Genomic DNA, 13126 nt, shown 5'->3' with positions numbered 1-13126 from the left:
TAATTTTTTTGGTTTATAGTGATTTTTTAAATTTTTGCCAACAGCCTGTGAGAATTATGACAACTTTTGCCAAAACTGATATCGCTGATGTAGATAATGTGAATATTGAAGCAATTTTACCGCTAGTGACGCCTGCGGAATTAAAAAACGCACTACCATTGAGCCCCAAAGCTATCGAGACTGTGACCAAAGGTCGCGAAACCGTGCGTAATATTTTAGACGGTAAAGACAAACGCTTATTGATGGTGATTGGTCCCTGCTCGATTCATGACGTCAACGCTGCGCATGAATACGCCGATAAACTGTTGGCTTTATCCAAAGAAATTGAAGACAGTATTTATGTGGTGATGCGTGTGTACTTTGAAAAACCCCGTACCACGGTGGGCTGGAAAGGCTTAATCAATGACCCAGACATGAATGATAGCTTTGATATTAATAAGGGCTTGCGTGTTGCGCGCAAACTGCTGCTTGATTTGAATGAAAAAGGCTTACCTTGTGCAACCGAAGCGCTTGATCCCAATACACCGCAGTATATCCAAGATTTAATCAGCTGGTCAGCGATTGGGGCACGTACCACTGAGAGTCAAACTCACCGCGAGATGTCTTCAGGTCTGTCTTGCCCAGTCGGCTTTAAGAACGGTACAGACGGCGGTATGACAGTGGCGGTCAATGCCATGCAAGCGGTCAAATCTGGTCATAGCTTTTTAGGTCTATCTGCCGATGGTTTGGTGTCTATCATTCAATCAAAAGGTAATCCATACGGTCATGTGGTGCTTCGTGGCGGTAATGGCAAACCCAACTATGATGCCACTGCCGTTGCCCAAGCAGAAAATGAACTTGCTAAAGGTAAAGTGTCAGGCAAAATCATGATTGACTCAAGCCATGCCAATTCAAATAAAGACCCTTACCTGCAACCGATGGTCATTCAAAATATCGCTGAGCAAATCAAACACGGTAATCGCTCGATTATTGGGATGATGGTTGAGAGCCACTTAAAAGGCGGTCGTCAAGATTTGACCGCGGATTTGAGCCAACTAGAATATGGCAAGTCTATTACCGATGGCTGTATCGATTGGGATACCACGGTCAAAGCGATGCATGATTTACGTGACGCCATTAAAGATGTATTACCCACTCGCGAGTTGAATGATTAAGTCTTTAGCATTTGAATAAATTTAATTAACCGCTATAATGAATTTGTAGCGGTTTTTTTGTTGATGAAATTAGGGTCTAAACATGAGCGAAAAATTGGAAAAATATGGCGTCAAAATCGTAGAACGTCCTGCCATTAAGCCCACTAAAAAACTTGATTTGTCAGGTATTTATGGTATGCAAATTATCAAATCGGAAACCAAACTAGTTCTACGCACTCATAACAAAACCTTTAAACGCCTAGCAGATATGTAATGGAGTTAATATTTTTCCCATTTGAGCGGGTTATTGAAATAAATGTCTATATCCTTTCAACAGAAAAAGGTATGAAGGGGCAAGCAGACATTGGCAAATTACAAGGTGCTTTAGCGAGAATTGATAATGCCATTGTATATGGTGAACTTAATGATATTTTTGAGATTGCAGCGAAGTATGCAACAAGTATCGCTGTAGCTCATGCATTATCTGACGCCAATAAACGAACAGGTCTTGCGGTTGCTTTAGAATATTTGTCATTAAATGATTTTGAAATCACGATTGACCACATTTTGTTAGCCGATGCGATGCGAGATTTAGTTATCGGGGAAGTGACTGAATCCGAGTTCGCCGATATCCTTTATTCTCAATATGCATTGACCACTAGACTAGGTTAATAATGCGGCGGTTTATCGCTCAAAAAATCAAACGGCTGAATTTGTGAGCCTTGCGTTTGAGTTTCCAATTTTTGATAAAGTAGCTGTAATTGCCGTTGTTGGTTAGCAATCAACTGGCTTTGCTCGGTGACGATATTATCAAGTTTATCCACTGTATCTTCCATAAACAACACTTGCGTTTGTAAATCAATCAATTCTTGGGTTAATTTTTGCACTATGTTAACCCACCCATTTTCATCGCTTGCCTGTTTTTGGTTATCTTTTTCGCTCATTTAGAATGCCTCATAAGTTTCCCCACAATTTTTTGCCATAAAGTCTGCTACAATAGCCGCATTTTCCTATTATACAAACATTTTTACTAAACTTTGAGAAAGTTATGGCACTGATTCATTTACGAGATATTCATTTGGCATTTGGTATTGCACCGATTTTGGACGGTATTGATTTTAATATCGAACAAGGCGAACGCGTGTGTTTGATTGGGCGCAATGGTGAAGGCAAATCAACTTTGTTTAAGGTCATTAGCGGTCAAGTCAAGGCTGACAGTGGCGAATTCCAAATTAGTGGTGATTTGAAAATTGCCATGCTTGAGCAAGACATTCCAGAAACGTCGGGCAAAGTCAGTGACATTGTTATGGCAGGTGCCGGTGACGTGGCAACCTGGCTGACAGCCTACGAGCAAGCCAGTGATAAATGCGCCAGTGGTGACATGAAAGCCTGCGAATTAATGTCAGATTTGCAGCATAAAATTGATGATGCCCATGGGTGGGACTTGACCCGCGAAGTACAGACCATGCTGTCCATGATGAATTTGGACGGCGATGCCGATATTAGTGAATTATCGGGCGGGCGCAAACGCCGTGTGCTACTTGCGCGTGCGCTGATTACCAAACCTGATGTGCTACTACTTGACGAGCCGACCAACCATTTGGATGTCGAAAGTATCGAATGGCTTGAGCAATTTTTGCAAAACGCGCAAGGATTAACCCTGCTGTTTATCTCGCATGACCGCTCGTTTATTGACAAAATCGCCACCCGCATTGTCGAGCTTGACCGCGGTATTCTACGCAGTTATGACGTCACCAAGCAAGCAGGCAATGTCAATAAAGGCTATGCCCGCTACCAAGAGCTTAAAGAACAACAACTGAGTGCCGAAGAAAAAGCCAATGCCAATTTTGATAAAAAACTGGCTGAAGAGGAAGTGTGGATTCGTCAAGGCATCAAAGCGCGCCGTACCCGCAATGAAGGTCGCGTGCGTGCGTTAAAGGCGCTGCGTGAAGAACGTAAATCCCGCCGTGAGCAAGTCGGGCAAGTTAACATTAGCATGAACGATGGCGACAACAGTGGCAAATTGGTTGCCAATGTCAAGCATCTAAATCTAGGTTATGGCGATAAAACCTTGGTAAAAGATTTTAACACCAGCATCATGCGTGGTGACCGTATTGGCATTATCGGTAAAAACGGTGTCGGTAAATCTACGCTCATTCATGCGATTTTGGATATTCCACAGCCTGATATCACCAAATCTGGCTCAGTCAAATTAGGCACTAATTTACAAATCGCCTTTCTTGACCAATTGCGTGACCAACTTGATCTGGAAGCAACCGTGGTACAAAACGTTGCAGAAGGTTCTGATTTTGTAGAAGTAGCGGGTAAAAAGAAACATATCATCGGCTATTTGCAAGATTTCTTATTTGCCCCAGAACGCGCCAGAACACCGGTCAAAGCATTGTCAGGCGGTGAACGTAACCGCGTTTTGCTAGCCAAACAGCTACTAAAACCTGCAAATATCTTGGTACTTGATGAGCCGACCAACGACTTGGATATGGCAACCCTAGAGCTATTAGAAGAAGCCGTCGATAGCTTTAATGGCACCATCTTACTAATCAGCCATGACCGTACCTTTATGGACAATGTCGTGACATCAACTTGGGTTTTTGATGAAGATAGCGATGGCAATGGCATTGTCAAAGAATATGTCGGCGGTTATCAAGACTATTTGACGCAAAAATCCCGTGAACAAGCGATTAAACCCAAAGCAGACAAATCAGAAAAGACAACAGCAAAGCCCAAAGCAGTGATTAACACTGATGCACCAAAAACTGATACGGTGAAGAGAAAACTGAGCTATAAAGAACAGCGTGAATTGGATAGTCTCCCCAATGAAATCGCGCTACTCGAGCAAGAGCAAGCTGAACTTCAAGACAAATTAGCCGATGGCAGCTGGTTTGTAAGCGATATAGCAGCCGCTACCCAAGCCAGTGAACGCCTCAACGAGATTGATGATTTGCTACTTGAAAAAATGGCGCGTTGGTCAGAACTTGATGATTAAAAATAAGTAAATAATTTATAAAGGCAAGGTTAGCAATTAACCTTGCCTTTTTTATCTTTTATATTAGTTAATATTTACAATAACCATTATAATGTAATTTATACTTGAAAATAGCCTTTTTGTTCCTATATTATAGCTATCAATAAGGAGAAAAATCATGGCCATGCAAAATAGCAATAAAACTTACCGACAAGTCGACAAAATCCATGCTGCCCCACGCCCCCATTGGGTGGGTGATGGTTTTCACGTCAACCCGATGTTCAATCACATGGTGGGTGATAAACGCACCGATCCTTTTTTAATGCTCGATTATGCAGCAACACAGTATTTTGAACCCAATGCTCAAGCCCCGCGCGGTGTCGGACAACATCCGCATAAAGGGTTTGAAACGGTAACTATCGCCTATGCAGGTGAAGTCTCTCACCGTGACTCTAGTGGCGGTGGCGGTACGATTAAGACAGGTGATGTGCAATGGATGACGGCGGGCAATGGCGTGATTCATGAGGAATTTCACTCCCCTGAATTTAGCCAAGCAGGCGGTGATTTTAGTATGGTACAGCTTTGGGTCAATCTACCTGCCAAAGATAAAGCCACGCCTGCCAAATACCAACATCTTGCCAATGATGACATGCCTGTGGTCAGCCTGCATGATGATGAAGGACTGCATGCAGGACAAGTTAAGGTAATTGCTGGGGAGTTTACCCCTACTATCAATGCCAAAGCCCCCCAGCAGGGTGACAATAAGGCACGCGGCATTGGCACGACTTTTACTCCCATTAATTTGTGGGATATCAGTATTGAACCCAACCGCTCGATAGAAGTCGCAATCTCTCGCACCCACAATTTGTTGTTATTGTCGATGCAAGGCGATGTTATCATCAACGCTGATCACGACCAGCAAGCACACGCCAACCAATTAATCACTTTTGAGATTGAAAGTGACGAGGCGGGCGAGGATTTTGTACGCTTAACGGCAGGCAAAGCGGGAGCGAAAATCTTGCTGATGAGTGGTGAGCCGATTAATGAGCCTGTGGTGGGTTACGGACCCTTTGTGATGAATAGCCAAGCCGAAATCCGTCAAGCTATCTTAGATTTTAATGCGGGGAAATTTGGCGATATTCAATAAATTTTTCGGCTAAAAAAAGCGATTTCATGTATTTGATATCGCTTTTTTATTTCTTATTTATCTTGCTTATTTATCTTGGTAAGTACAAAGATAAGCCGTCTCTTCGTCAATTTTTACCTTGAATTTTTGGTTGGCATCGACGGTAAAGGTTTCACTGGCTTTAAAAGTTTGCCAATCAGTTTGGTCTGGCAACAATGCTGAGATAGCCCCGCTAATGACGGTCATGGTTTCAAATTGACTCGTGCCAAATTCGTATTCCCCTACTTTCATCACGCCTACGGTCGCAGGTAGGGTGGCTGTTTGAAAACCGATTGATGCCACATTCCCATCAAAATATTGATTGACTTTTAGCATAGTTATTCCTCAAAATTAGCTAGTATAAACCGATTATCATAAACTTTTTTGACCAATTATCAAATCCTATTTTTCAAAAAACGCTGGCAAAACTGCCAAAATCTGGCAATATTTTTACCCCAATTTTTGTAGTATTTTTATATCAATTATTCCTTAACAACTAAAATTTCCTATTTTTGTGCTATATTCAATTTTTTTACCACAGTTGTTATGTTTGTACGCATTTGGCTTGTATTAATTGAGGTTATTGCTCTATGTATGTTAAATATCCGTCGTCTATCGTCGCTTTATCGCTCTGTTTGTCGCATCGTTTGGGTGGTCAAAAACTGGCATTGCCTGTCAGCTTAGCGGCATTGTTGGCAGCCTGTTCATCAGCACCTATTCAGACCCAACCCCAAAAATTACCAGGTACGTTGCCGACTTCCCCTGTGGTGATTACGGCACCCCCGAAAGTCACGCCCATGCCACCTGTGACTATTCCAACCAATCAATACAGCAGTTTTTATCAGTGGAAATCGGATTTTATTGAACGCGCCGTGCAAAAAGGTTACCCCCGTGCTGATGTTGAACGCTTACTGTCAAGCGCTAACTACAGCGAGCAAGTGGTATCACTGGATAAAGGACAGCCTGAATTTGCCAAAATGCCTTGGGAATATATCGATGGTGCCGCGTCGAGTGGTCGTGTCAGTGGGGGTCAGCGCAATTTTGCCAGCCAAAGCGCCCTACTTGATCGCATTGAAAATCAGTATGGTGTGCCAGCCTCTATTGTGACTGCCATTTGGGGCATGGAATCTTCTTATGGTCAAGGCACAGGCAACTCATCACTGGTCAATAGTTTGGCGACCCTGGCATATGATGGTCGTCGCCGCAGTTTTGCAGAGGATCAGCTACTAGCGCTGTTGTCGCTGCTTGAGCGTGGTGATATTGATTGGTCGCAATTGCGCGGCTCTTGGGCAGGTGGCATGGGGCATACCCAATTTATTCCCAAAACTTGGTTAGATGAAGCAGTAGATGGCAATGGTGATGGTCATCGTAACCCTTGGCATACCGCTGATGCGTTAGCCTCTACCGCAAGCTATCTCAAAAATGCAGGCTGGCAACGTGGTATGGGCTCGTACTATGAAGTACGATTACCGAGTGGTTTTGATTATCGCCAGGTCAGTACCAAAAAAACCATGGCGGACTGGCAAAATTTAGGTGTTCAATTTATTACCCCAAATGCGCCCATGGATGCGATGGCAGAATTGTGGCTCCCTGCGGGTAAAGAGGGTCCTGCGATTTTATTAACCAAAAATTTTGATGCGATTAAGGTCTATAATAACTCCTCCAATTATGCTATGGGGGTGAGCTTACTTGCCAAAGCCATTATCGGGCAGCCAGGCTTACAGCAATCTTGGCCTCGCTATGAGCAGCCACTTGCTACTTATGAAGTACGCCAACTTCAACAGCGTTTGACGGCAATGGGTTATGATACCAAAGGGTCAGATGGCGTCGTAGGCACCAATACCAAATTGGCATTTCAGCGTTGGCAAGCCGACCACAACCAAATTCCTGATGGATTTATCTCAAAACGCTCGGCAAGTGGGCTGATTAATTAAGGTATTTCTTCATAAAAAGCCACCTAAATGATTCAGGTGGCTTTTTTATTTAATTATCCATACTAAATTCTTCAGCGTAGCTATTCCAACCGAGCTTAGTACGGCAAGCTTCAAAAAAATCTACCCCAGGTGGGTGTAATAACGTGAGTTTGTTAGGATGCTTGTGAATCACTAAGCGCTGGTTTTGGTTAAGGGGCACCGACGGTTTCCCATCTGCACTCACCATCGGCTGGGTACGATTATCTTTATGGATGCGGATTTTAATTTCGCTGTTGCCGCTAACCACAATCGGGCGGCTTGATAAGGTATGTGGATGCATGGGCACCAGACAAATGGCATCCATACTAGGATGAATAATCGGCCCGCCACCTGATAGCGCATAAGCGGTGGAACCCGTCGGTGTGGAGGCAATCAGACCATCACTATGCTGACGATAGACATTAAGCCCATCAATTTTTAAATGAAAATCTAGCATATGCACTGACTTGCCTGCATGCAGCACAATGTCATTTAGCGCCATATCTTCATAAATCACATGCGCACCTTGACGGATTTCCATCTTTAACAAGAATCGATCTTCAAGCTGATAATGACCTTGTAAAATACTGGTCAATTTTACGTTTAAATCATCAGGATAAATGTCAGTTAAAAACCCTAAACGTCCGCGGTTCACCCCCACCACTGGCACTTTGTGTTTGACCAATACTTGCGCCGCATGTAGCAGCGAGCCATCACCACCGACCACAATGACCAAATCACAAGCACCGCCTAGCAAACTGCGCTCAATCGTAGCAATCTCGCCTAGACGTGCAAAATCTAATGCCGGCAACCGTGCCGTCTGATGGTCAATTAATAAAGGCAACCCTTGCTCATGGAAAAAGTCACAAATTTGGTAGATACTTTGAATGACACTTGGCTTGTTGGCACGACCCATAATGCCGATACGCCCAAAGGCAGGATTGGGAATAAGTGTGGACGTCATAGCAGAAAATTAACTGATAAAGATTAAGCTATTTTATCACAGCTTACTGGCTCACGTTATGCCCAATCAATATTTTATATTACAAAATTGCTAACCTTCGTTGTGCAGTTAATGTATACAAACTCGTTGCTATTTGCTAATTTAAGGTAATTGATATTTAACTAACTTTTGAATTTTTTTAACTCTTGGGAGCAAATTTTTATGGCAAATCCGATTATATCTCGTGCTGAACTTGCGGTTAGTACGACACCGATGACGGTCAAAGGGGTCATCCGAAAAACCTCTTTTCTGTTAGGTTTGACGACCTTATCGGGTGTTGGATTTTTTGGCTATTGCTTAGCTACTGGCGTCACTTCAGGTTTTGTGAGTGTAGCGGCTTTAGCCAGTATCTTGGTGGCGTTTGTATTGAGTATGGTAATTATCTCAAAACCCCACATAGCTAAAACACTGGCAATTCCCTATGCTATTTTAGAGGGCATCGTGATTGGCGCGATTTCCCTATTTGCTAGTATTAAGTTTCCCACAGTGGCTCCGACGGCGTTGGTCGCAACTTTCGTGACCGCTGCAGTGATGCTGGCGCTTTATCGCAGTGGCGTGATTAAAGTCACCCAAAAATTTCGTTCTGTGATGATGTCGGCTGTGATTGCTATCATGCTGGTGTATCTAGTACAAATCGGGTTTAGCCTATTTGGTAGCTCACTGCCGTATTTATTTAGCGGTGGCGTGGTGGGTATTGGTTTTAGCTTGCTGGTGATTGTGATTGCATCACTGAGCTTGTTATTAGATTTTGATAGTGTTGAGCGAGCTTATGCCGCAGGGGTGGATGAAAGCTATGAATGGGTACTAAGCGTCGGTATCTTATCAACACTGGTGTGGATGTATATTGAATTTGTGCGTTTACTGCGTTCACTGCAAAACTAATTTTTATCAAACAAAAAAACACGGTTTAAAGTACCGTGTTTTTTTATGGCTTGTAGTTTAAGGTAATAAGCGTTCCATCACCCATTGGTCGCCATCTAGCGAATATACGATGCGGTCGTGCATACGATTGGCTCTACCCTGCCAAAATTCGATTTTTTCTACCGTCAGCAGATAGCCTCCCCAAAATTCTGGTAAAGGGATTGGATTGTCCCCATACTGCGCAGTTAATTGGGCAAATTTGTCTTCCATTACCTCGCGGCTGGCAACCACGCTGCTTTGTGGCTCGCTGACCCAAGCGGCTAATTGGCTATCACGCGGACGGCTATGAAAATACTGAGCAGATTGTTCACGACTAACCTTTTGCACAGCGCCGGTAAGACGGATTTGTCTTTCTAGGCTTGGCCAAAAAAATAATGCTTCAGCATTGGGGTTGGTCGCCAAATCACAGCCTTTGGCGCTGTCGTAATTGGTATAAAACACGAGGCCAATGCCCGTGTTATCCAATTGGATAATTTCACGCATCAATAAGGTGCGCACACTTGGCTGCCCATCACGTCCACAAGTCGCCAGTGAAAACGCATACGCTTCTCCTTGCTTGCTATCAATCGCTTGCTGCACCCAAGTTTGTAGCAAGCTAAACGGTTGCTCCGGCAAGTGTGATTCGATAAGCTCGCCTTGCTCATACGATAATCGTTGACTGGTAAAATCAATACTCATGTTTTATCCTTATGAAACGTCAACTTTACGCCATCACTTGGCGTACTTTTTCAGCAAGTTCATTGGCTAGCATATCGCACTCAATCTCATCATCGCTTTCGACCATCACCCGAATCAATGGCTCTGTACCTGATTGACGAATCAGTAAACGACCCCGTCCTGTCAATTTTTCTTCGGCAGCTTTAAACGCATTTGCCAATTCTGGGAAGGTATAGGGATCTTGTTTTTGCGCCAATCTGACATTGACCAATTTTTGTGGTAGCTGCGTATAACCCTTCATCAGCTCTGATAATGATTGTTTGCTCTGCGCCATCACCGCAAGCACTTGCAAACCTGCCACAATCGCATCGCCCGTACTGGCTTTATCTAGCGTTAAAATATGACCCGATGACTCACCGCCCAGTACCCAGCCATTTTTTTCAAGTCCTTGCATGACATAGCGGTCGCCGACTTTGGCGCGCTCAAAGGCAATACCGGCTTTGTCAAACGCCAATTGCAGACCCATGTTGGTCATCAAGGTACCTACCACGCCATCGACTTGTTGCGCTGCTTGGGTGGCTAAAATATATAAAATGCCATCACCATCAACCAACTCGCCTTTTTCATTGACCATGATGATACGGTCGCCATCGCCATCTAAAGCAATACCCACTTGGGCATCATGGTCAAGCACCGCTTGTTGCAAGTTTGCCGGATGCGTAGAGCCGACATTGTCGTTGATATTAATGCCATCGGGTTTATCGCCAATCGCAATTACGGTGGCACCTAACTCACGTAATACACGGGGTGCGACACTGTATCCTGCGCCATTGGCACAGTCAACGACGATTTTTAGGGCATTTAAATTTAGGTTGTAGGGGAAAGTGCCCTTACAAAACTCGATATAGCGACCTTTGGCATCTTCCACACGATAACTTTTGCCTAGCGCTTCTGGGGTATCAATGACGACATTGATATCTTTGATTTCATCAATTTTTTCATTGATGGCTTGTTGAATTTCATCTGACAGCTTTTTGCCTTCATTGGAGAAAAATTTGATACCGTTGTCATAAAACGGATTGTGGGATGCGGATATCACCACGCCCGCATCAGCGTGAAAACTTCGGGTCAAATGCGCGATGGCAGGGGTTGGAATAGTGCCTAGCATATGCACATCTACTCCTGCAGCGTTAAATCCTGCTTGCAGACAGGCTTCAATAACATAGCCAGAGAGCCGCGTATCTTTACCAATGACGACATTGGGACGATGATTTTCGTTTGGGGTCGCTTGGTTAGCTAGCAGCACTTTACCCGTGGCATAGCCTAGTTTGATTAAAAACTGCGGATGTATCGGAAATTCCCCAAACTTACCACGAATACCATCAGTACCAAAATAACTCATTTAATTCTCCTTTGTCGCCCATTGTTATAAGAATATAAAATTTTAGCATAGCAAAATTTCACGCATGTTGCGACATCTGTTTGTTTTTATGGGTCACTCGGCAAGGTGTCAATCTAGGCTGTAAAAACTTTGGGCTATAAATTGGGCTATAAATTGGGCTATAAAAAAACTGGGTAGTTAACCCAGTTTTAGCGCAATCAACATATCATTTAGTTTACACGGTAATTCGGTGCTTCTTTGGTGATTTGCACGTCATGTACGTGAGATTCTTTCATACCTGCCGAAGTCACACGCACAAACTGGGGTTTGCTACGCATTTCTTCAATATTGGCACAGCCTGTATAACCCATTGACGAACGTAAGCCACCGGCTAATTGGTTGATAATACCGTTCATTGGACCTTTGTAAGGGACGCGACCTTCGATACCTTCGGGTACCAATTTTTCTACCCCTTCTTTGGCGTCTTGGAAATAACGATCGGATGAACCGTTTTGTCCTGACATCGCACCTAGCGAACCCATACCACGGTAGGCTTTGTAATAGCGACCTTGGAATAGCTCAACTTCCCCTGGCGCTTCTTCAGTACCTGCAAGTAGCGAACCCACCATGATAGAAGAGGCACCTGCTGCTAACGCTTTTGCCATATCACCTGAAAAACGGATACCACCATCGGCTATCAGTGGAATGTCATTTTTTAGCGCATCAGCCACGTTGCTAATCGCTGAAATTTGCGGCACGCCGATACCTGCGATAATACGTGTGGTACAGATAGAGCCCGGACCGATACCCACTTTGACCGCATCGGCACCCGCATCACGCAACGCTAGTGCCGCATCAGCAGTGGCGATATTACCGCCAATCACTTGGATGTTTGGATAGTTCTTTTTCACCCAAGCCACGCGATCAATAACGCCTTTTGAATGACCATGTGCAGTATCTACAACAATCACGTCCACATCGGCAGCGATGAGCGCTTCAACGCGGGCTTCGGTATCTGCACCCGTACCCACTGCCGCGCCAACACGTAAGCGACCTTTGCTATCGCGGCAAGCATTTGGGTTGTTTTCAGCTTTGGTGAAGTCATTGACAGTAATCAAGCCTTTTAATTGAAAATTGTCGTCCACAACAATCACTTTTTCGATACGGTGTTCGTGTAGCAAACGTTTGATATTCTCTGTGGGCTCGCCTTCTTTAACTGTCACCAATTTTTCTTTTGGGGTCATGATATTGCGAACAGGCTGGCTTAGATTATTTTCAAAACGGATATCACGGTGGGTGACGATACCGACCACTTGGTTACCTTCTACCACAGGCACACCGCTGATTTTGTTTTCTTTGGTGATGCGAAGCAATTCGCCTACACTGGTATCGGGTGATACGCTGATAGGATCAACAACCGTACCGGCTTCAAATTTTTTCACCCGGCGTACTTGCATGGCTTGTAAATCAATGTCCATGTTTTTGTGCAAAATACCCATACCGCCAAGCTGGGCAATGGTAATCGCCATTTGTGATTCAGTCACAGTATCCATCGCGGCAGATACGATGGGTAAATTTAGCTCAATACCGCGCGTCAAACGGGTTTTTAAATCTACCATTTTAGGCAAGACTTCGGAATAAGCAGGTAGTAGCAGCACATCATCAAAGGTAAGTGCTTCATCAACGATTCGTAACATAAAGACCTCGGAGTAGTTAAGAGTAAGTAGTTAAATAGTAATTAAAATTTTGTCGTGGTGAAAAATTTGACAGCCAAAAAACCGCAAAAGGCTGAACAGTTCCCTGCCCAGCCTTTGGATTTAGCGTGTTGTCATTGGTATATTCAATTGACACCATCGTTTAGTTTTTGATTAACCGTCTATTCTAGCTAAAATCGGTTAAATTATCAAGCGATTTAAACCGCGACAGGTTAA

13 protein-coding genes are annotated in these 13126 nt (G+C 44.0%); 7 read left to right on the top strand and 6 right to left on the bottom strand.

Annotation, left to right across the window (positions count from 1 at the left end; all coding sequences use genetic code 11):
- Positions 1-56: 56 nt before the first annotated feature.
- From RTS09_RS01295 to RTS09_RS01285, 3 genes are all read left to right on the top strand, one after another.
- Positions 57-1154 carry a 3-deoxy-7-phosphoheptulonate synthase gene (locus RTS09_RS01295; RefSeq protein ID WP_081454564.1) on the top strand — a complete coding sequence of 366 codons (1098 nt, stop codon included), beginning with the start codon at positions 57-59 and terminating at the stop codon, positions 1152-1154.
- An 82-nt stretch (positions 1155-1236) separates the two neighbouring features.
- Positions 1237-1407 (top strand): hypothetical protein, encoded by a 171-nt coding sequence (locus RTS09_RS01290; protein WP_007116753.1) that lies wholly within the window; start codon positions 1237-1239, stop codon positions 1405-1407.
- Positions 1407-1805, top strand: coding sequence for a type II toxin-antitoxin system death-on-curing family toxin (locus tag RTS09_RS01285; RefSeq protein WP_282841007.1), 399 nt, complete (start codon positions 1407-1409; stop codon positions 1803-1805). The genes RTS09_RS01290 and RTS09_RS01285 overlap by 1 nt, the downstream gene beginning before the upstream one ends.
- On the opposite strand, the gene RTS09_RS01280 is transcribed toward RTS09_RS01285, so the two are convergent.
- The gene (locus RTS09_RS01280) at positions 1802-2077 is read right to left on the bottom strand and encodes a SlyX family protein (RefSeq protein ID WP_312533516.1); all 276 of its coding nucleotides are present in this window, start codon (positions 2075-2077) and stop codon (positions 1802-1804) included. The two genes, RTS09_RS01285 and RTS09_RS01280, sit on opposite strands and share 4 nt — an antisense overlap.
- A gap of 104 nt (positions 2078-2181) precedes the next feature.
- Between RTS09_RS01280 and RTS09_RS01275 the strand changes: the two genes are divergently transcribed.
- Both RTS09_RS01275 and RTS09_RS01270 read left to right on the top strand, forming a co-directional pair.
- Positions 2182-4137 (top strand): ATP-binding cassette domain-containing protein, encoded by a 1956-nt coding sequence (locus RTS09_RS01275; protein ID WP_312533513.1) that lies wholly within the window; start codon positions 2182-2184, stop codon positions 4135-4137.
- 163 nt (positions 4138-4300) lie between these two features.
- Entirely contained in the window at positions 4301-5263 is a 963-nt protein-coding gene (locus RTS09_RS01270) for a pirin family protein (RefSeq protein WP_312533919.1), read from the top strand.
- Between the two features lie 66 nt (positions 5264-5329).
- On the opposite strand, the gene ppnP is transcribed toward RTS09_RS01270, so the two are convergent.
- Positions 5330-5617 carry a pyrimidine/purine nucleoside phosphorylase gene (gene ppnP, locus RTS09_RS01265; protein WP_312533511.1) on the bottom strand — a complete coding sequence of 96 codons (288 nt, stop codon included), beginning with the start codon at positions 5615-5617 and terminating at the stop codon, positions 5330-5332.
- Between the two features lie 254 nt (positions 5618-5871).
- Between ppnP and RTS09_RS01260 the strand changes: the two genes are divergently transcribed.
- A complete protein-coding gene (locus RTS09_RS01260) occupies positions 5872-7215 on the top strand; it encodes a lytic murein transglycosylase (RefSeq protein WP_312533509.1) in 1344 nt (447 codons plus the stop codon).
- A gap of 49 nt (positions 7216-7264) precedes the next feature.
- Here RTS09_RS01260 and RTS09_RS01255 read toward each other — a convergent pair whose 3' ends face one another.
- The gene (locus tag RTS09_RS01255; RefSeq protein ID WP_050324375.1) at positions 7265-8197 is read right to left on the bottom strand and encodes an NAD(+) kinase; all 933 of its coding nucleotides are present in this window, start codon (positions 8195-8197) and stop codon (positions 7265-7267) included.
- A 201-nt stretch (positions 8198-8398) separates the two neighbouring features.
- Here RTS09_RS01255 and RTS09_RS01250 point away from each other — a divergent pair, with 201 nt between their 5' ends.
- On the top strand, positions 8399-9118 hold the full coding sequence (locus RTS09_RS01250) for a Bax inhibitor-1/YccA family protein (RefSeq protein ID WP_036597451.1): 720 nt from the start codon (positions 8399-8401) through the stop codon (positions 9116-9118).
- 57 nt (positions 9119-9175) lie between these two features.
- Here the strand turns inward: RTS09_RS01250 and pdxH are convergent, their stop codons facing one another.
- The 3 genes from pdxH to guaB all read right to left on the bottom strand — a co-directional run bounded on the left by pdxH (position 9176) and on the right by guaB (position 12892).
- On the bottom strand, positions 9176-9835 hold the full coding sequence (gene pdxH, locus RTS09_RS01245) for a pyridoxamine 5'-phosphate oxidase (RefSeq protein WP_312533505.1): 660 nt from the start codon (positions 9833-9835) through the stop codon (positions 9176-9178).
- A 25-nt stretch (positions 9836-9860) separates the two neighbouring features.
- Complete coding sequence (gene glmM / locus RTS09_RS01240; RefSeq protein WP_060994978.1) at positions 9861-11216, bottom strand: phosphoglucosamine mutase; 1356 nt, start codon at positions 11214-11216, stop codon at positions 9861-9863.
- Positions 11217-11425: 209 nt separating this feature from the next.
- A complete protein-coding gene (gene guaB, locus RTS09_RS01235; protein WP_007116763.1) occupies positions 11426-12892 on the bottom strand; it encodes an IMP dehydrogenase in 1467 nt (488 codons plus the stop codon).
- Between the last annotated feature and the right edge of the window lie 234 nt (positions 12893-13126).

Origin of the sequence: Moraxella sp. CTOTU47618 (assembly GCF_032017425.1) — a bacterium.
Lineage (GTDB): Bacteria > Pseudomonadota > Gammaproteobacteria > Pseudomonadales > Moraxellaceae > Faucicola > Faucicola tetraodonis.
The sequence above is the reverse complement of the archived record's forward strand: the minus strand, read 5'-3'. Positions and strand labels throughout refer to the sequence as shown.